This window comes from Bordetella tumbae (assembly GCF_054780995.1).
The window spans coordinates 1-20004 of the sequence record NZ_BAAGVG010000027.1 but is presented as its reverse complement, the minus strand read 5'-3'; the positions used below and the strand labels follow the sequence as shown (position 1 = coordinate 20004).

Annotated in this window: 16 protein-coding genes; 6 read left to right on the top strand and 10 right to left on the bottom strand. The window is 60.0% G+C overall.

What is annotated here, in order from left to right:
• Positions 1-22: 22 nt before the first annotated feature.
• The 3 genes from ACYVI2_RS28730 to lptM all read right to left on the bottom strand — a co-directional run bounded on the left by ACYVI2_RS28730 (position 23) and on the right by lptM (position 3105).
• A complete protein-coding gene (locus tag ACYVI2_RS28730) occupies positions 23-1441 on the bottom strand; it encodes a bifunctional enoyl-CoA hydratase/phosphate acetyltransferase (protein ID WP_415821068.1) in 1419 nt (472 codons plus the stop codon).
• A 198-nt stretch (positions 1442-1639) separates the two neighbouring features.
• Complete coding sequence (lysA, locus tag ACYVI2_RS28725) at positions 1640-2932, bottom strand: diaminopimelate decarboxylase (RefSeq protein ID WP_415821069.1); 1293 nt, start codon at positions 2930-2932, stop codon at positions 1640-1642.
• A complete protein-coding gene (gene lptM / locus ACYVI2_RS28720; RefSeq protein ID WP_141217731.1) occupies positions 2929-3105 on the bottom strand; it encodes an LPS translocon maturation chaperone LptM in 177 nt (58 codons plus the stop codon). The genes lysA and lptM overlap by 4 nt, the downstream gene beginning before the upstream one ends.
• Before the next feature lie 55 nt (positions 3106-3160).
• On the opposite strand from lptM, the gene cyaY reads away from it, so the two are divergent.
• The gene (gene cyaY / locus ACYVI2_RS28715; RefSeq protein ID WP_415806926.1) at positions 3161-3490 is read left to right on the top strand and encodes an iron donor protein CyaY; all 330 of its coding nucleotides are present in this window, start codon (positions 3161-3163) and stop codon (positions 3488-3490) included.
• A gap of 36 nt (positions 3491-3526) precedes the next feature.
• On the opposite strand, the gene ACYVI2_RS28710 is transcribed toward cyaY, so the two are convergent.
• Positions 3527-5986 carry a penicillin-binding protein 1A gene (locus ACYVI2_RS28710; RefSeq protein ID WP_415821070.1) on the bottom strand — a complete coding sequence of 820 codons (2460 nt, stop codon included), beginning with the start codon at positions 5984-5986 and terminating at the stop codon, positions 3527-3529.
• Between the two features lie 114 nt (positions 5987-6100).
• Between ACYVI2_RS28710 and ACYVI2_RS28705 the strand changes: the two genes are divergently transcribed.
• From ACYVI2_RS28705 to ACYVI2_RS28695, 3 genes are read left to right on the top strand one after another with little or no spacing between them, the layout of a single operon-like run.
• Complete coding sequence (locus tag ACYVI2_RS28705; protein WP_415821071.1) at positions 6101-6721, top strand: shikimate kinase; 621 nt, start codon at positions 6101-6103, stop codon at positions 6719-6721.
• Complete coding sequence (gene aroB / locus ACYVI2_RS28700) at positions 6718-7794, top strand: 3-dehydroquinate synthase (protein ID WP_415821072.1); 1077 nt, start codon at positions 6718-6720, stop codon at positions 7792-7794. Before ACYVI2_RS28705 ends, aroB begins: the two co-directional genes overlap by 4 nt.
• Before the next feature lie 22 nt (positions 7795-7816).
• Entirely contained in the window at positions 7817-8941 is a 1125-nt protein-coding gene (locus ACYVI2_RS28695; RefSeq protein ID WP_415821073.1) for a deoxyguanosinetriphosphate triphosphohydrolase, read from the top strand.
• A gap of 54 nt (positions 8942-8995) precedes the next feature.
• Here ACYVI2_RS28695 and uvrA read toward each other — a convergent pair whose 3' ends face one another.
• On the bottom strand, positions 8996-11848 hold the full coding sequence (gene uvrA, locus ACYVI2_RS28690) for an excinuclease ABC subunit UvrA (RefSeq protein WP_415821082.1): 2853 nt from the start codon (positions 11846-11848) through the stop codon (positions 8996-8998).
• 70 nt (positions 11849-11918) lie between these two features.
• Between uvrA and ACYVI2_RS28685 the strand changes: the two genes are divergently transcribed.
• The gene (locus ACYVI2_RS28685; protein ID WP_415821074.1) at positions 11919-13103 is read left to right on the top strand and encodes an MFS transporter; all 1185 of its coding nucleotides are present in this window, start codon (positions 11919-11921) and stop codon (positions 13101-13103) included.
• 210 nt (positions 13104-13313) lie between these two features.
• On the opposite strand, the gene ACYVI2_RS28680 is transcribed toward ACYVI2_RS28685, so the two are convergent.
• The 5 genes from ACYVI2_RS28680 to cyoA all read right to left on the bottom strand — a co-directional run bounded on the left by ACYVI2_RS28680 (position 13314) and on the right by cyoA (position 18249).
• Entirely contained in the window at positions 13314-14099 is a 786-nt protein-coding gene (locus tag ACYVI2_RS28680; RefSeq protein WP_415821075.1) for an SURF1 family protein, read from the bottom strand.
• The gene (gene cyoD, locus ACYVI2_RS28675; protein WP_415821076.1) at positions 14099-14506 is read right to left on the bottom strand and encodes a cytochrome o ubiquinol oxidase subunit IV; all 408 of its coding nucleotides are present in this window, start codon (positions 14504-14506) and stop codon (positions 14099-14101) included. Before cyoD ends, ACYVI2_RS28680 begins: the two co-directional genes overlap by 1 nt.
• Positions 14503-15144 (bottom strand): cytochrome o ubiquinol oxidase subunit III, encoded by a 642-nt coding sequence (gene cyoC / locus ACYVI2_RS28670; RefSeq protein WP_415821077.1) that lies wholly within the window; start codon positions 15142-15144, stop codon positions 14503-14505. The genes cyoD and cyoC overlap by 4 nt, the downstream gene beginning before the upstream one ends.
• On the bottom strand, positions 15137-17140 hold the full coding sequence (gene cyoB / locus ACYVI2_RS28665; protein WP_415821078.1) for a cytochrome o ubiquinol oxidase subunit I: 2004 nt from the start codon (positions 17138-17140) through the stop codon (positions 15137-15139). Before cyoB ends, cyoC begins: the two co-directional genes overlap by 8 nt.
• 65 nt (positions 17141-17205) lie before the next feature.
• Positions 17206-18249, bottom strand: coding sequence for a ubiquinol oxidase subunit II (gene cyoA / locus ACYVI2_RS28660; RefSeq protein ID WP_415821079.1), 1044 nt, complete (start codon positions 18247-18249; stop codon positions 17206-17208).
• Between the two features lie 222 nt (positions 18250-18471).
• On the opposite strand from cyoA, the gene ACYVI2_RS28655 reads away from it, so the two are divergent.
• Positions 18472-19806, top strand: coding sequence for an MFS transporter (locus tag ACYVI2_RS28655; RefSeq protein ID WP_415821080.1), 1335 nt, complete (start codon positions 18472-18474; stop codon positions 19804-19806).
• Positions 19807-20004: the final 198 nt, after the last annotated feature.

The window sequence follows — 20004 nt, the reverse complement described above, 5'->3', positions numbered from 1 at the left end:
CTGCAGCTGTGTGAGCAATGGATTACGGAGGCGTTGACCGGTAATGGTGTGCGAGCATTGCCGCGATCGCGCATGAAGCGATGCGTGATTGGCGGGAGTCGGCGCGGCTGGTCAGGATGATCGGCACTCGGGCGCCCAGCACGATGCCGGCGCTATTGGCGCCGCCCAAGTAGATCAATTGCTTGGCCAGCATGTTGCCGCTCTCGAGATCAGGCACGACCAGAATGTCGGCCTGACCGGCGACTGGTGAGGCGATCCCCTTGATATGCGCCGCGGCAATCGAGACGGCGTTGTCGAAGGCCAGAGGGCCATCCAACAGGCCACCGGTGATCTGGCCGCGATCGGCCATTTTGCACAGGGCGGCAGCATCCAGTGTGGCAGGCATGCTGCCGTTGATGGTCTCTACAGCGGCAAGAATCGCTACCTTCGGCTCGGCCACACCGATCACCTGAGCCAACTCGATCGCATTGCGGACGATATCGGCTTTTTCGTTGAGTGTAGGGGCGATATTGATGGCTGCATCAGTCACGATGAAAGGCCGCGGGTAGGCCGGTGTGTGCAGTAGAAAGCAATGGCTGATACGGCGCTTGGTGCGCAGTCCCGCGGCCGACGACACCACAGCTGCCATCAGTTCGTCAGTATGCAAGCTGCCCTTCATCAGGGCCTCGACGTCGCCTTTGCCGGCCAGGGCGGCGGCTTCTGCGGCCGCCGCGTGGCTGTGAGGCACATCGACGATCGTTAATCCGTCCAGGCTCAGTCCTTGTTCGGCAGCTACCGCGGTCAGCTTGGGCCGCGGTCCGACCAGTACAGGATCGATCAGACCGGCATCCCGTGCCTCCAGCGCCGCAGAAAGGCTCACATCGTCGCAGGGATGCACGACGGCGACACGGATTCGTCCGGTACTCGCAACGCGCGCGAGCAGCTTCTGCAGCCCGTCACGTCCATGAGCATCCAAGCGGATCTCCGGTAAAGCGGTGCGGGGGCGCTCGATGTGGTGTTCTGGAGCGCTGACTTCGGCCTCTCCCTCGATCACCGTCGTGCCATGCTGGTTCACGCAGGTGCAAGCCAGTGTGACGCAGTGGGTCGCGGCGTCTTTGGCGATGACGGTTACTTGTACAGTCAGGCGGTCACCCACCCGGATCGGCGCCAGAAACCGCAATGTCTGGCTTCGGTAGACGGTTCCTGGCCCAGGGAGTTGGTTACCCAGGACTGCCGATAGCAGGGATGCCCCCCACATGCCATGCGCGACAATGTCCTGGAACGGCGTGGTTGCGGCAAATTCGGGATCCAGGTGTTGTGGATTGAGGTCGCCGCTCTGCAAAGCGAATAACTGAATGTCTTGCAGCATGAGCACGCGCTCGGTGCAAGCGCTGTCGCCGACTGCAATCTCGTCAAACGTGCGATTGCGCAGCATGGGGATATTGCTGTTCGATGTGCTCATTTTGGGGCCTTCTGCAGCAAGGGACGTTTCAGTCTATCAAAACATCGTTACCGTAAAACCAAAAAAAAAGCCCCCACGCTGCGCCTTCGGCTTGCTGCCCCCCGCGGGGGCGTTTTTTGTTTTGGGACGGCCCGGCAACAAAAAACCCGCCCCATTCATCACGAGGCGGGTTCGGCCGATATATAGGACTATGCGGCGTCAATCAGGCAGCATGGATTCGCCGCGCAGCAGATCGTCCAGCGTTTCGCGTTGGCGCACGACATGGTACTGGTTGCCATCGACCATGATCTCGGCGGCGCGCGCGCGCGTGTTGTAGTTGCTGGCCATGACCATGGCGTAGGCGCCGGCGGACTCCAGCGCCAGCACGTCGCCTGCCTGCAGGGCCAACTGCCGTTGGCGCGCCAACCAGTCTGCGCTCTCGCAGACGGGGCCGACAATATCGTATTCATCGGTCTGGCCGTCGCGCGGCACGACGGGCTGTACGCCATGATAGGCATCGTACAGGGCCGGGCGCAGCAGATCGTTCATGGCAGCATCCACGATCGCGAAATTGCGTGCCGGCGCATGTTTCAGATACTGAACCGTGGTCAAGAGCACACCTGCATTGCCTACCAGTGAACGGCCCGGCTCCAGGACTAGGTGTAGGTGGGCGAGGCCGCGCGCCTGCAGACGCTCGAATACCTGGTCCAGGAGCGCCTTGGGTGAGGGCGGGATTTCGTCGGTATAGCGGATACCCAGGCCACCGCCCAGGTCCAGATGCTTGATGGAAATACCCGCGGCGTCCAATTTCTGAATCAGATCCAGCAGCTTTTCCAGCGCATCAAAATACGGACTGATATCGGTGAGTTGCGAGCCGATATGGCAATCCACCCCTACGACTTCGAGGCCGGGCAGGGCGGCTGCGGTGCGATAGGCGTCCAGCGCCGACTCGATCGCGATGCCAAATTTGTTTTCTTTCAACCCGGTGGAAATATAGGGATGGGTCTGCGCGTCCACGTCAGGATTGACGCGCAGCGATACTCGTGCACGCCGCCCCATGGACTGCGCGACATCCGACAGGCATTGCAATTCGGCTTGCGATTCGACGTTAAAGCATTTGACGTCAGCTTCGAGTGCGGCGCGCATTTCCCAGACCTGTTTGCCCACGCCGGAAAACACGACTTTTGCTGGATCGCCGCCCGCGGCCAGGACGCGCTGCAGCTCGCCGCCCGATACGATGTCAAATCCCGAGCCCAATCGCGCAAATTCTTTCAGGACAGCCAAATTGGAGTTGGCCTTCATGCCGTAGCAGACGAGCACCGGGCGGTCGCCGATGGCGTCGCGGTACGAGCGCCAGGCCTGGCCCAGTGCCGCACGCGAGTACACGTACAGCGGTGTGCCGAATTGGCTGGCCAGAGCGGCCAGCGAGACGTTTTCGGCGTGCAGAACGCCGTCCTGATAGTGGAAATGCGGATGTCCGGCCAAGCCGGACTGCGCTGAAAGGGAAGTCATGGAGGTGAGGTAGCTGGAGAGGTATTGTTTCGCTCGGACGGTTGGGTCTGCGTCTGGGGCGGGGGCGGCGCCTCGTCCTGCGCCGGCTCTGGCGGCAGATAAAGCGGGCCCTTGAAGCCGCAGGCCGCGGTCAGGCTGACTGCGGCGAGCGTGGCTACAATGCGTAAGACCATGCGGCCATGTGCCATGTGGGACACTCGAAACTCCGTAATTCTTGCAGGCTCGATTATGACTGAAACCGAATTCCTTGCGTTGGTTGACCAAGTGCTCAACAGTATCGAAAGTCAGGCAGATGACTGGGCGGCGTCGCAGGATGTCGATATCGAGACCAGCCGCAGCGGTAATGTGCTGACGCTGGTTTTCGAGGACGGCACCCATGTCGTCGTCAATAGCCAGGCGGCGATGCAAGAGATCTGGGTCGCTGCTCGTAGCGGCGGATTTCATTACCGCTACGAGGGTGGAAACTGGATCAACACGCGCGGCGGCCCGCAATTGCCCGACGCCTTGTCCCAGATTTGTTCCGAGGCTGCCGGAATTCCGGTGGCCGTACGCCTGTAATCACAAGAGTACGGCCGGCCAGGATCGTCCCGGACCTCAGAAGGGTATCTTCTCGTTCCAGGGCATGGCCTGCTGGCCGGAGCTCATGTTGGGCGAGACACGGATGCTGTTGTCTCTGCCACCCGTCAGATCGTTCAAGAAATCGCCCAATTGGTCAGACTCCACGGGAGTGGGCTCAGACAAGCCCAGTCGCGCAACGGCCTGACCTGGTGGGAATTCCGAGAAGTAATACTCGCCGCGATCCACGATCAGTCCCTCGGGGCGTTGGCGCGCTTTCTGCTCGGGTACGCCCTTGAGCGCTTCGCTCATGTATTCCACCCAGATAGGCATGGAGATACCACCGCCTGTTTCGCGCGAGCCCAGCGATTTCGGTTGATCGAAGCCCATCCACGCGGTCGCCACCAATGAGGGGGTGTAGCCCGAGAACCAGGCATCGACCGATTCGTTGGTGGTGCCGGTTTTGCCGGCCACATCCGAACGCTTCAGCATGACGCGTGCACGAGCCGCTGTGCCGCTGGTGGCCACGCCGCGCAGCATGTCATCCATGACGAAGGCGGTACGGGGATCAATGGCGCGTGCCCCCTCGTCGCCTGCCACGATGGGCTTGGATTGCATGAGGACTTTGCCGCTGCTGTCGGTCACCCGTTCGATCAGATAGGGCGCGATGCGGTAGCCGCCGTTGGCAAAGACGGCGTAAGCGCCTGCCAGTTGCAGCGGCGTCACCGAGCCTGCGCCCAGCGCCAACGGCAAGACGGCAGGCTGACGTGCCTTGTCAAAGCCAAAGCGCGTCAGGTAGTCCTGTGCGTACTGCGGGCCGATGGCCTGCAGGATACGGATCGACACCATGTTCTTGGATTTATACAGGCCCTGGCGCATCGTCAGCATGGGCTCGTAGGTGTTCCCATAGTTCTTCGGGTTCCAGGGCTTGGAGCCGGTTTGCGACGCGGTCAATTGGAACGGCTGATCAGAAATCTGCGTCGCGGGCGTCAAGCCGCGCTCCAGCGAGGCGGCGTAGACGAAGGGCTTGATATTTGAACCGGGCTGGCGCCACGCCTGCGTGACACGATTGAATTTGCCGCGATAGAAATCAAACCCGCCCACCATGGCGCGAATTGCGCCGTCTTGGGGCGACAACGCCACAAAAGCTGCCTGTACCGCGGGCATATTGATGACTTCCCAGCCATCACCGAATTTGTGGATATACACCACCGAGCCGCGCTTGAGGCGTTTGTCTTCGGGCGCCTTGGCGCTCAGCGACCGTGCCACGACGTTCAGCACCTTTTTGTCGGTGATCGAGATGATCTCGCTGGCACTGCGCATGACCTTGATTTCGGTGGGGCCGGCCGACAGGATGACGCCGGTCAGCAGATCGCCGCTGTCAGGGTATTTTTCGAATGCCGCATCCAGAAAATCATCCAGCGCCTGCGGATCGTTTTCGATACCGTCGGGCATCTGGAGCTGTTCTTCGGGACCCGGATAGACGGCTCGGCGCGTGTATTGCAGGACACCGTCGCGTACGGCGTTATATGCCGCCTCTTGGTCTTTTGAGCTGACCGTCGTGTAGATATTGATCCCGCGCGAATACAGCTCGTCCTGGTACACGCCGTAAAGCAATTGGCGTGCAAGCTCGGCCACATATTCACCGTGGATGGCGTAACCGCCGGCGGGCGTGCCTTCGGCAGCCTTCATCACGATTTGCTGCGACTTGGCCTGCTGGTACTCGGCATCGGTCAGATAGCCCAGCGAATGCATGCGGCCCAATACGTAGTGCTGCCGTATTTCCGAGCGCTTGAAATTGGCGATGGGATTGAAACGCGACGGGGCCTTCGGGATGCCGGCGAGCATGGCTGCCTCGGCTGCCGTCACCTCGGACAGGGGCTTGCCGAAATAAGTGCGCGATGCGGCCGCAAAGCCGTAAGCCCGATGGCCCAGATAGATCTGGTTCATGTAGAGCTCAAGAATTTGATTCTTGGTGAGCTCGGACTCGATCTTGAACGTCAGTAGCAGCTCGTAAAACTTACGCGAGTAAGTCTTTTCCGATGACAGATAGAAATTACGCGCCACCTGCATGGTGATGGTACTGGCGCCCTGCGACTTGGACATGCTGACCAAGTTCGTCAGGCCGGCACGGGCCACGCCCATCCAGTCGATACCGCCGTGTTCGTAAAACCGGTCATCCTCGGCCGCCAGTACGGCGGATTTCATGACGTCGGGAATTTCATCAAAACGCAGCACATTGCGGCGTTCTTCGCCAAATTCGCCGATCAGGACATGATCGTTGGTGTAAATGCGCAGCGGCACGCGTGGCCGGTAGTCGGTCATGGCATGCAGGTCTGGCAGGTTGGGCCATGCCAACGCCAGCGCCATCCCGCCCAGCAGGATGCCGCACAGGGCGATGCCGCCACAGAAGATGCCCAATTTCACGAAAAACCGCAAAATAGGCGATCCGCTTTTTTGGGGAGGGGCTTTTTTGGAGGAGTTTTGCGACTTGCTCATCGCGGCGATTTTACGGGTAACAGTGGCGCCGCTTGATGGCCGTTACTGGGTTTCTGTAACAAATTCGTTCAGTGTGGTAAGCGAGCAACCGGCTGGCAATGGGATAATGCCAGCATGAACGTCCCTGCCAATATAGCATCCGCCGCCAGTGCGGAACCAGCCGAGAGCGTCTGCGCTGCCCCAGAGGCAGGCCCTTTTGCGAGTCTGCCGCACGATCTGCCCATTTTTCTGGTGGGGATGATGGGGGCGGGCAAGACGACCATTGGCCGTGGGCTGGCCCGTGCACTAGGGCGCGAATTCCTCGATCTGGACCACGAGCTCGAGGCACGTTGCGGGGTACGCGTGCCGATCATCTTTGAGATCGAAGGCGAAGACGGGTTTCGCAAGCGCGAAGCCGCGGCGCTGGATCATTGCTCCAGCCGGCGCGGTATTGTCCTGGCCACGGGCGGCGGGGCCATTTTGGCAGCCGATAACCGCCGCATGCTGAGCGAACGCGGCGTAGTCCTGTATTTGCGGGCCAGTCTCGACGAGTTGGTCCGGCGCACCAGCCGCGATCGCAATCGTCCGTTGCTGGCCAATGCCGACCCGCGCGGCACCCTGCGTGATCTGATGGTCAAACGGGCGCCGTTATACGAAGAAGTGGCTGATTTAGTGATCGATACCGGTACAGTGCCGGTATCTCAGTTGGTGAAATCGATACTGCCGTTGCTGCAAGCCTACGAGAAGAATTTATGACTGTTGTTGATGTCGATACCCCGGGTGGACGCTATCCCATTCATATCGGGCCGGGCCGGCTGGACGTGCTGGATCAGTCCATTCCTGCCGATGCCACGGCGATTGCCGTTGTGACCAATCCCACCGTGTCCGCCTTGTATGGCGAACGTGTCGAGGCGGCGTTGGCTCGCACGGGCCGCCGCGTGTTGCGCATCGAGTTGCCGGACGGCGAGGTGCACAAAGACTGGCAGACATTGAATCTGATTTTCGATGCATTGTTGACGCATCGCCTGGATCGCCGTGCCGTGCTGGTAGCTTTGGGCGGCGGCGTGATTGGCGACATGACGGGTTTTGCCGCGGCCGTGTATATGCGTGGGATTCGCTTCCTTCAGGTGCCTACGACCTTGTTGGCGCAAGTCGATTCATCGGTTGGCGGCAAGACCGCGGTCAATCATCCCTTGGGCAAGAACATGATCGGCGCTTTTTATCAGCCGATCGCCGTCGAGATCGACACGGACGTTTTGGCTACCTTGCCTGCGCGCGAGGTATCGGCGGGCTTGGCCGAGGTCATCAAATACGGCTTGATTCTGGATGCAGAGTTTTGGCGCTGGTGCGAAGACAACGTGGCCGCCCTGCGTGCTCTGGATCCGGCGGCGTTGGCTTATGCGATTCGCCGCTCGTGCGAGCTAAAGGCGCTCGTTGTCGGCAAGGACGAACGCGAATCCGGTCTGCGTGCCATTCTGAATCTGGGCCATACCTTTGGTCATGCCATCGAGTCCGGTCTGGGATATGGTGAATGGCTGCACGGCGAAGCCGTGGGTTGCGGCATGGTGCAGGCGGCCGAGTTGTCGGCCGAGGTGGCCGGTTTCCCGCAGGCGGACGTGGCGCGTGTGCGAGACCTGGTGCAGGCCATCGGCTGCCCTGTCGTGGCGCCCGATCTGGGGGCCGACCGATGGCTCGCACTGATGCAGGTCGACAAAAAGACCGAGGGCGGCGAGATACGCTTTGTGCTGATGCCTGGTATTGGCCAAGCCATCACGCGGACGGCGCCGCTGGAGGCCGTGCACCGCGTACTGGCTCGCACCGTCCAGTAAATCACCAGGGAGGATGCTCACGATGACCGAATTGGCCCGCTACGCATCTGACCCTTTGACAACGCGGGGGCGGCGACACGCCGAGCCGCCGCCGCAGAATCGGACTGAGTTCCAACGCGATCGCGATCGCATCATTCATTGCACGGCCTTTCGTCGTCTCGAATACAAGACGCAGGTCTTTGTGAATCACGAGGGCGATCTTTTTCGGACTCGTCTCACGCATAGCCTGGAAGTCGCGCAGATTGCACGTACGCTGGCGCGCAGCTTGGGGCTTTCCGAGGATTTGACCGAAGCGATTGCGTTGGCGCATGACTTGGGCCATACGCCATTCGGCCACGCCGGGCAGGATGAGTTGAATGCCTGCATGCGTGAACTGGCGCCGCAGGCGGGCGGCTTTGAACACAATCTGCAGAGCCTGCGCGTGGTTGACGAGCTCGAGGAGCGTTACGCCGACTTCAGTGGCCTGAATCTCTGCTTCGAAACGCGCGAAGGCATTTTGAAGCATTGTTCTGTGGTGCACGCCCGCCAATTAGGCGATGTGGGCGAACGGTTTCTGAATCGTACTCAGCCGTCGCTGGAAGCGCAGTTGGCGAACTTGGCCGATGAGATTGCTTACAACAATCACGACATCGATGATGGTTTGCGCTCGGGTCTGATCACGATCGAACAAATGCAAGACGTGACTATCTTTGCACGTCATCATCGAGAGGTGCTCGAACGTTATCCGCAGTTGGCATCGCGCCGTGCCATTGCCGAGACGGTGCGTCGCATGATCAATACGCTGATTGTCGATTTGACGGCGACCTCATTGGCCCGCATTGCCGACACGGCCCCAATCGATAGCGATGCGGTGCGTCGATCGCCGCCCTTGGCGGGATTTTCCGATGAGGTACGCCGCGAGGCCGACGAACTCAAGCGCTTTCTATTCGACAATCTGTATCGTCACTATCGCGTGATGCGCATGACCACAAAAGCGCGCCGCATCGTTCGAGAGCTATTCGAGGCGTTTTTGTCCGACCCGCGTTTGCTGCCGCCCGATCATCGGCGAGACGAACCACAGCAGGCACGCGCTATCGCAGACTACATTGCCGGCATGACGGACCGCTATGCGATCCGCGAGCACCGGCGTTTGTTTGACATGCGTTGATCGGCCAGAGCGTGGTCGATGTCCGCATAGAACATCGGCCACCCCGTGCCGGAATTACTTGCCACGTTGCAGGACTCGTCCGAGATAGTGTCCGGTATGGCTCTTCGGATTCGCCGCAACGTCTTCCGGTGTGCCGGTGGCGACAACCATGCCACCGCCATCGCCTCCTTCGGGGCCCATGTCGACCAGCCAATCGGCCGTTTTGATCACGTCCAGATTGTGTTCGATGATCAGCACGGTGTTGCCGCTGTCCACCAATTGATTCAACACTTGCAGCAGCATTTCGATATCGCGGAAATGCAGGCCGGTGGTGGGTTCGTCCAGGATATAAAGCGTGCGTCCCGTGCTGCGGCGAGACAGTTCCAGTGACAGTTTGACCCGTTGGGCTTCACCGCCCGACAGCGTTGTCGCGCTTTGTCCCAGGCGGATGTATGACAGTCCCACGTCCATCAGCGTGTGGAGTTTGCGGGCAATCGCGGGCACGGATTCAAAGTATTCCAGCGCCTGAGCGACCGTCAGATCCAGGACCTCGCTGATATTGCGGCCCCGGTAGCGGATCTCCAGTGTTTCGCGGTTATAGCGTTTGCCATGACACACATCGCACGGCACATACATGTCCGGCAGAAAGTGCATTTCGACCTTGACCACGCCGTCGCCCTGGCAAGCTTCGCACCGCCCGCCCTTGACGTTAAAGCTGAATCGTCCGGGATCGTAGCCGCGTGTGCGCGCCTCGGGTACGCCTGCGAACAATTCGCGGATTGGCGTGAACAGCCCCGTATACGTGGCAGGATTGCTGCGAGGCGTGCGGCCGATGGGGCTTTGATCGACGCTGATGATCTTGTCGAAATGCTCCAGGCCGGTGAGCGAGACATAGGGTGCGGGTTCGCTTTGCGCGTGATGTAATTGGCGCGACACCGCCACTGCCAGTGTGTCATTGACCACGGTGGACTTGCCGGACCCTGATACACCCGTCACGCAAACCAGGCGGCCCGCAGGAATACGCAAATCGACGGTCTTGAGATTGTTGCCGCTGGCACCTTCCAGCACTAGCCATGGCTGCTCATCGTTGACCGGACGCCGTTTGGGAATGTCGATCGCGCGTGTGCCGCTCAGATATTGGCCGGTAAGCGAGGCAGGGTCTGCCTGGACTGCTTCGGGCGTACCCTGCGCCACCACTTGGCCGCCATGTTCACCTGCGCCCGGGCCCATATCCACAACCCAGTCGGCCAGGCGGATCATGTCCTCGTCGTGCTCGACCACGATGACGCTATTACCCAGGTCGCGCAAGTGCTGCAGTGTACCGATCAGACGATCGTTATCGCGCTGATGCAGACCGATAGAGGGCTCGTCGAGCACATACATCACCCCGGTCAAACCCGAGCCGATCTGGCTGGCCAGACGGATACGCTGCGCCTCGCCGCCAGAGATCGTATCGGCGCTGCGGTCTAGCGACAGATAATTCAACCCCACGTTGTTCAGAAAGCTCAGCCGGGCCTCGATCTCGCGCACAATGCGCTGCGCGATTTCCTGTTTGGCGCCCGTCAATGTCAGCGCGCGGAACCACGCCAGGCAATCCGATAGCGGCATCGCCTCGACTTCGTATATCGCCTGGCCGTGGCGTTCGCCTCCTCGCGGATCGGTGCCGATCAGCACGTGGCGCGCCTCGGCGCGCAACCGCGAGCCGCCGCAATCGGGGCAGGTTTTGATATTGCGATATTTGCCGAGTTCCTCGCGCACCGTGGGCGAGTCGGTTTCGAGCCAACGGCGTTCGAGGTTGGGGATGATGCCTTCGAACGCGTGCCGCTTGACCGTGCTGCGGCCTTTTTCATTCAGGTAGAGAAAGGCGATTTCTTCTTCGCCCGAGCCGTACAGGACCTTGTGGCGCACGTCCTCCGGCAGTTCTTCGAAAGGCGTCTCAATGTCGAACTCAAAATGCGCCGCCAGGCTGGTCAATAGTGAATGCGTAAAGGCATTGCGGCGGTCCCAGCCGCGCACCGCACCCGCCGCGAGGCTGAGCTCCGGAAATGCCACCACGCGCTTGGGGTCAAAAAAGCCGACCTGCCCAATCCCGTCACAGGAAGGGCAGGCGCCCATCGGATTGTTGAAACTGAACAGGCGCGGCTCTAGTTCAGGCAGGCTGTGGCTGCATACGGGACAGGCATAGCGGCTGGAAAACACCTGTTCACGGCCGCTGTCCATATCCAGTGCCACCGTGCGGCCGTCGGCCAGCTGCATGGCGGTTTCGAAGCTTTCCGCCAGCCGCTGTTTGCTTTCGGGCCGGATGCGCAGCCGATCGATCACCACATCGATGTCGTGTTTCTCGTTTTTCTTCAGCGGGGCCATCTCGCTGATTTCCTGCATTTGTCCGTCCACGCGCAGCCGCACATAGCCTTGGGCCTGCAAGCTGGCGCATTCGTCCTCGAAGCTGCCCTTGCGTGCCCGGGCGATGGGGGCCAGGACAGCCAGACGCGTTTCATCGGGCCAGGCCAGGACGGCATCCACCATTTGGCTCACACTCTGCGCCTGCAAAGGCAGGCCGTGATCCGGGCAATACGGGGTACCCACCCGCGCATAGAGCAGGCGCAGGTAGTCGTGAATCTCGGTAATGGTGCCGACGGTCGAGCGGGGGTTATGGCCGGCGGCTTTCTGCTCGATGGAAATCGCCGGGGACAGGCCCTCGATCAGATCGACATCGGGTTTATCCATCAACTGCAGAAACTGCCGGGCATAGGCTGACAGGCTCTCCACGTAGCGGCGTTGCCCCTCGGCGTACAAGGTGTCAAAGGCCAACGATGATTTGCCCGAGCCGGACAGGCCCGTGACCACCACCAGCTTGTGGCGAGGCAAGTCCAGCGAGACGTTTTTGAGGTTGTGGGTGCGAGCACCCCGGATGCGTATCGCGTTCATCGGCAGATTCAGCAGTTTCAAAGGCCAACTTGGTACTATAGCGCGCTGAGGCTTTTTCCATCCCTGTTGCATGCCGGCCGAACCCAAACTGAAGTTGACCCCGTCTGAAAGACGCGCCAGCGTGGCGCTCGCTGGCCTGTTCGCGTGCCGGATGCTGGGCCTGTTCCTATTGCTGCCGGTATTCGCTGTCGCGGCCCGCGGCTTGCCGGGGGGCGACGACCCCATGAAAGTAGGGCTGGCACTGGGCATGTACGGGCTGACCCAGGCGTTCATGCAGATTCCCTTTGGCCTGGCGTCCGACCGTTGGGGACGGCGTCCCGTCGTGATCGCCGGCCTGGTGCTGTTCATCATCGGCAGTATCGTGTGCGCCCAGGCGCAGGACGTGTTCTGGATCACCATAGGCCGTGCCATTCAGGGCGCCGGCGCCATTTCCGCCGCCGTTACCGCCTGGCTGGCCGATGCGACACGCGATGAGGTGCGTACGCGCGCCATGGCTATGGTGGGCGGCTCTATCGGGCTGTCGTTTGCCGTGTCGCTGGTGCTCTCGCCCTTGCTGGTAGGGTGGTGGGGCTTGTCCGGCTTGTTCTGGACGATCGCCTGTCTGGGCGTGGCCAGCCTGGCCGTTGCGCGCTGGGTCGTGCCGGTTGTCCCTCGGACTGACGCGCGCAGCATGAATAATGCCGGCCCGCATGCGGTCCTGGCCCATACCGATTTGCTGCGCCTGAATTTTGGCGTGTTTGTCCTGCACTGTACGCAAGTCGCGCTCTTTGTCGTGGTGCCCGCCTTGTTGGCGCATACCGGGGGGCTGGACGCGCAAGCACTATGGAAGGTCTATCTTCCCATCATCGTGGTGTCATTCATTCTGATGGTGCCCGTGATCTTTATCGCTGAACGCCGCCGGGCGCACCGGGGCGCGCTGCGCGCTGCCGTAGCCGGGTTGATTGTGGTGTGCGCGCTGCTGCCCATGGCCAGTCAGGGTTTTTATACCCTGGCGCTCGTGATGACGGCCTTTTTCGTGGCGTTCAACGTGCTGGAGGCCTTGCAGCCGTCCTTGGTGTCGCGCGTGGCACCTGCCCAGTACAAGGGTCTGGCGCTCGGGTTTTACAACACCGCCCAGGCCGCTGGCCTGTTTTGCGGTGGTGCGCTGGGCGGATGGCTGGCCGCGAATGTGGGCACGAATGCCGTATTCCTGGGGGCGGCAGGCCTGTCGGTGCTATGGTTGGCCGTGACGTGGGCATTAAAGCCGTTGCCCTGAGGCGGACGCCGGCAGAGCGTGCGGGGACCATGTACGCCTCTGAGCATGGCTGTTGATCGATGGCAGCCGCTATGGGCGGGCGTCTTTTTTAGCCTAGGGCTGTTCGGTTGCACGGCGCCATTGCAGTAGGCTGCGCTTAGCCCACTGTTGAGCGGCCCGCTGAGATGCTCCCGACGGGAAATTAGCGCTTGAAGTCGCGCCCGGACACGCCTAGGACGGTATGCCTTTGCGCCGGCGTTTTTCCTCGCGCACCACAATCCAGACTCCTACCAGCAGCATCGCGGCCAGGGCATACCACGTAATGGCATAGCTCAGGTGGCTGTTGGCAAACGTGAGCACAGTCAATCCGCCCACGGGCGCACGCGCGGGATCCCGATTATTGCCATTGCTGGCGGCATCCGCATCAATGAAATACGGGGCGACATTGGTCAACTGGCGCGCCGTTGCAATGGCCTGCAGGTCACGCGTGTACCAGCGATCGGCAGCCGGGTCATTAGTCCGCAAAAAGGCCTCGCCGGACTCCCCCATACGCAACAGGCCCGTGACCTGCACCGGTTCTGCGGGGGCGGTCTCCGCAGGCGGGTTTTTGCGCCATTCGGGCAAAACAAAGCCGCGGTTGATCAAAATCGTGCTGCCGTCGGCCAGACGCAGAGGGGTCATGACCCAGTAGCCGCCGCCCAGGTCAGTGACCGCCTGGACCAGAATCTGCCGATCAAACTCATACTGACCGGCCACTGTGACGTGACGGTACTCCGCATTGTCATAGGTCAAGGCCGGCCATTCGGCCTCGGGCGGGGCAGGCACGGCAGGCAAGTGTACGCGCGCGTTGACACTGGCGATGAGGGCTTCTTTCCAGGCAAGACGATGGACTTGCCACGTGCCCAGTGCACACAGCGCGGCAAAAATGGCGAGCGCAATCACCCCGAATACGATCAGGGTGAGGGTACTGCGGGGACGAGGAGCGGGGGATTGGGTTTCTACTTTTCCTGGAGTCATCAGGGCATATTTCGCATGTCGTGAACGGACATGGGCATCATATTCGAATCCAGGTGATACATGATCCAGATCGACCCGCTAAGCGTGATGACAACGAGTACCAGGGTAAAGATGAATGCCAACATATTCCAGCCGCTTTCGGCCTTGGTATCCAGGTGCAGAAAATAGACGATATGCACCACGATCTGCACCACGGCAAAGGCCATCAGCACCAAGGCCGTGACGCGCGAGGATTCCAGCACCTTGCCCATCACCAGCCAGAATGGAATGGCCGTCAGGATGGCGGCCAGGACAAAGCCCGTGACGTAACTTTTGAAGGTACCGTGGCCGACGTCTTCGTCCTCGTCGTGGTGGCCATGTCCATGATCGGAGCCGTGGTGCGGCAGATGATCGGTATGCGCGGTCATGGCAGCACTCCTATCAGATAGACAAAGGTAAACACACCGACCCAGATCAGATCCAGGAAATGCCAGAACAGCGACAGGCACATCAGGCGGCGACGGTTTTCAGGAATGAGGCCATGCTTTTTCACCTGGACCATCAGCGTCACCAGCCACACGATACCGAAGGTCACGTGCAGCCCGTGCGTGCCGACCAGCGTAAAGAACGATGACAGGAAAGCGCTGCGTTGCGGACCCGCGCCATGTTCGATCAGGTGCACGAACTCGTACATTTCCAGCGATAAAAAGCCCAGGCCGAGGATTCCTGTGATGCCCAACCATAACTGCACCATGCCCACTCGTTTATTGCGCATCTCCAGCATGGCAAAGCCATACGTGATGGACGATAGCAACAGCAGCGAGGTGTTGACTGCGACCAGCGGCAGATCGAACAGATCCGCGCCTGATGGGCCTGCCGCGTAGTTGCGGCCCAATACGCCATACGTGGCAAACAGGCAGGCAAAGATGAGGCAGTCGCTCATCAGGTACACCCAGAACCCCAGCAGGGTGCCGTTCTTCGGGTGGTGTTCGACCGGGACGTAGAACACGGGCTCGGATGGCGGCGCGGCGCTGCCAGTCAGGGGAGGGGCCAAGGTATCAGACATGTTGTTCCAGCAACCGGGTGCGCGCGGCTTCGGTCTGCACGACGTCTTGCGCCGGCACGTAGTAGTCGCGCTTGTAGTTGAAGGTATGGATGATCGCCACCACGATCAGGGCCGCAAACGACAGGATCGCCAACGGCCACATGTGCCAGATCAGCGCAAATCCCATTACTACGCTGATGCCCGCCAGCACAATGCCGGCCCACGTGTTTTTAGGCATATGGATGGGAATAAAGCCCTGTTGCGGCCGTTGATAGCCATGCTGTTTCATTTGCGCCCAGGCGTCTTGATCGTGGACACGAGGCGTAAAGGCAAAGTTGTAGCTTGGCGGCGGCGATGATGTGGACCATTCCAGCGTACGGCCGTCCCAGGGGTCGCCCGTGAAATCGCGCAACGATTCCCGGCGCCGGTAGCTCACGACAAGTTGAATCAAGAAACTGGCGATCCCCAGTGCAATCAGGAATGCACCGAATGCAGCGACCTGGAACCATATCTGCAACGACCCATCGTCGAAATGATTCACGCGGCGTGTGACGCCCATCAAGCCCAACGCATAGAGTGGCATGAAGGCGATATAGAAACCGACCAGCCAGAACCAGAACGAACACTTGCCCCAGAACGGATCCAGTTTGTAGCCAAAGGCCTTGGGGAACCAGTACGTGATACCGGCCATCAGGCCGAACAACACCCCGCCGATGATGACGTTATGGAAGTGCGCGATCAGGAACAGACTATTGTGCAGTACGAAATCGGCGGGCGGCACCGCCAGCAGCACGCCTGTCATGCCCCCGATGACAAAGGTGACCATGAAGCCCATCGTCCACAGCATGGGGACTTCGAATCGGATGCGCCCACGGTACATCGTGAACAGCCAGTTGAAAATCTTGGCACCCGTCGGGATCGAGATGATCATCGTCGTGATCCCGAAAAACGAATTGACGCTGGCCCCTGACCCCATGGTGAAGAAATGGTGCAGCCAGACCAGATAAGACAACACCGTGATGACGACCGTGGCATACACCATGGATGCATAACCGAACAAGCGTTTGCGGCAGAACGTCGCCACGACCTCGGAGAAAATGCCAAAGGCGGGCAGGATCAGGATGTAGACCTCCGGGTGGCCCCAGATCCAGATCAGGTTCACATACATCATCGCGTTGCCGCCGAAGTCTGCTGTGAAAAAATTGGTGCCCACATAGCGGTCCATCGTCAGGAGCGCCAACACGGCCGTCAAGACCGGAAAGGCCGCCACGATCAGGACGTTGGTGCACAGTGCAGTCCACGTAAAGATCGGCATGCGCATCATCGTCATGCCCGGCGCACGCATTTTGACGATGGTGACCAGCAAATTGACGCCCGACAGCAGTGTGCCTACCCCCGCTATCTGTAATGCCCAGATGTAGTAATCGACCCCCACATCCGGACTATGCGCAATCCCTGACAAGGGTGGATACGCCAGCCATCCCGTCTTGGCGAATTCACCGACAAACAGCGACAGCATGACCAGTATCACGCCGCCCGTGGTCATCCAGAAACTGAAGTTGTTCAAGAAGGGAAATGCGACATCGCGCGCACCGATCTGCAAGGGCACGATGTAATTCATCAGCCCGGTGACCAAGGGCATGGCCACAAAGAAAATCATGATCACGCCGTGCGCGGTGAAGATCTGGTCATAGTGATGGGGCGGCAAATACCCGGCGGAGTCGCCGAACGCGATGGCCTGCTGCGCCCGCATCATGATGGCATCGGAAAATCCACGCAGCAGCATGATGATGCCCAGGATCATGTACATGATCCCGATTTTCTTGTGGTCGATGCTGGTGAACCACTCGCGCCAGAGATAACCCCATTTGCCGAAATACGTGATGCCGCCCAGCACCGCGATGCCGCCGATGGCGACGACGATAAAGGTCACGAGCAGGATAGGCTCGTGATACGGAATGGATTCCCAGGTCAGTCGACCGAAGATCAGGCGGGTAAGGTCTGTTTGATCTGTCATCTCGATCTCAGGCTAAAGACCATCAATTCACGACACTGTCAGCACATGCCCGACAGCTCGCCCCATCAGAGCAGTAATTGCGCCGGCGACGTACACATTGAGCCCACGTATTGACGCGGGGGCGTTTGCGTCAGGCCGAGGCGCTCGCGCACGGCAGGATCCAGGCTTGTCACGTTGTAGACACCGGGGATGCCCAAGCCGCCTTGAGCGTCAATGGCCATGACTTCTCTCATGCACATGCGATTGGGTTCTACGCAGCGGTTGACGATCGCGTCAAACAGGCCCGGCGCGACGCTCGCGTAGCGAGTCACCGGATTGCGCTCGCTAGGCTGCTCCAGTTGCAGATAGGTTTCGCGACTGAGCGTGCTGCCCGCAGCTCGTGCGTCCGCCACCCATTTGTCGAATCCGGCCTGATCGACGCCATGGAATGCAAATCGCATGCCGGAGAACCCCGCGCCGCTGTAATTCGCGGACAGGCCTTCGTATGTGCCGGGGTGATTGATCACTGCATGCAGGGTAGTCTGCATACCCGGCATGGCATAGATCTGGCCCGCCAAGGCTGGCACAAAGAAGGAGTTCATGACCGACGACGATGTGATCTTGAACTGGATGGGGCGGTCAACGGGCGCAGTCATTTCGTTGACCGTGGCGATGCCTTGCTCTGGATAGAGGAACAGCCATTTCCAGTCCAGTGCGACGACTTCCACCACCAGGGGCTTTGTGTCCGGCGGAACCGTCCGGCCCTCCGATAACCTGACCAACGGGCGATAGGGGTCGAGCTGATGCGTACTGACCCAGGTCACTGCGCCCAGCGCGATGATGATGAGCAGTGGTGCCGCCCAGATGAGCAGCTCGAGCACGGTGGAGTGATTCCACTCGGGATCGTAATGCGCAGTCTTGTTGGTTTCTCGATAGCGCCACGCGAATAAAAATGTCAGCGCGATGACCGGTACGATGATCAACAGCATCAGTACGGTCGAGATGATGATCAGATTACGCTGCTGCAGAGCAATATCGCCGGAGGGCGATAGCAGTACCGCGTTGCACCCGCCCAGCAAGGGCACAAGGGCAAACAAAATAAATCCGCGGAGCCTTGGGAAAGACGGCATGGCCAAACCCCGAAACGTAACCGTGGGAAGTAAGCGCAACACTACGCTGGATATCGAGAAAAATCTAGCGTTCGGCGCGTTTCTGTCTGTGAATCGACGTGTATGACACACAGAGCCGTACCAAGACGCTTGCAGCCGTCCCGGACATGAGCGTACCCTACTAGCGTATGTCGCAAGATCGTAGACAAGGTGTACCCAGCCCTTCTTTTTGCGAGCTAGCTCATGTCGACCACTACGCAATATCCTGGTCATATTCCCCCTGCGCCTGGCGCGCCCTTGCCTAGCGGACAGGGGAGTCATGCCAAGGTCGCGCCCAGCGAAATCGCGGTGGGCGTCGTGGTGGGCAGAGCCTCCGAGTATTTCGATTTCTTTGTTTTTGGCATTGCCTGCGTACTGGTTTTCCCCAGGGTATTTTTCCCTTTTGAGGGGCCGCTTCAGGGCACGATTTGGTCGTTTGTGATCTTTTCGTTCGCCTTCATCATGCGCCCCGTCGGCACCGTCGTGTCGATGGCGATCCAGCGATACTGGGGGCGTGCTACCAAGCTGACCGTGGCGCTGTTCGTGCTGGGCACGGCAACCGTAGGCATGGCGTTTTTGCCCAGCTACGAAGTGATCGGGCCGTATGCCATCGTGTTGCTGGCCATCTTTCGCTGTATGCAGGGCTTGGCATTTGGCGGATCATGGGATGGGCTGCCCTCGCTGCTGGCACTCAATGCACCCTCCAATCGCCGCGGCTGGTATGCGATGATGGGACAGCTGGGTGCGCCTGTGGGCTTCATGGTCGCCAGCGCCCTGTTTCTCTTTTTGCATGTCACCCTGACCGAGGCAGATTTTCTAGCCTGGGGCTGGCGCTATCCGTTCTTTGTGGCGTTCGCGATCAACGTCGTGGCGCTCTTTGCGCGTCTGCGCCTGGTGGTCACAGAGGAATATACGCAGCTGCTCGAAGAAGGCGAGCTCGAGCCCATCCCGGTAGGCGAGATGGTCCGGGAGCAGGGCTACAACATGTTCATTGGCGCTTTTGCCGCGCTGGCCAGCTATGCGCTGTTCCACTTGGTGACGGTGTTTCCGTTGTCGTGGATCGCAATTCGCGAGTCGCAAGAAATTCCCCAGGTGTTGATCGTACAAATCATTGGCGCCGTACTGTGTATCGTGGGCGTTATCGCTTCGGGCATGGTGGCCGATCGCATTGGACGCCGTACTACGTTGGGTTTGCTGGCGGTATTGATCAGCATTTATGCGTTGTTCACGCCGTGGTTATTGGGTGGTGGGCCCAGCGCACAGAACGCGTTCATTCTGATCGGTTTTGTGCTGTTGGGTTTGTCTTATGGCCAGGCCTCGGGCACCGTGACGGCCAACTTCATTCGGCGTTATCGCTACACGGGCGCGGCTCTGACCACGGACATGGCGTGGCTGATCGGCGCGGCTTTTGCACCACTGGTCGCATTGGGATTGTCGGCACGGTTTGGATTGGTAGCCGTGAGTGTTTATCTGCTGTCGGGCACGGTGTGTACCTTGCTGGCACTGCGCATTAACAAAGTCCTCGAAACACGCGACTGATGCGTTGCTGATCAGCGCTTGTCGTTCTCTTTTTATCGCTGTTGGTGTTGTGGGCGTTTGCTGCTCTTGATTGTCTCTCTGAAGGCGTCCCTGCCGCGTGCCTGGGCGTGGCGCCGGGCCTATCGCACGGACTCGGCCCATGAGCTGTCCTGGTCTAATGTAAGTGGACACGTAGATAGGGTCATTGACCCTAGCCAG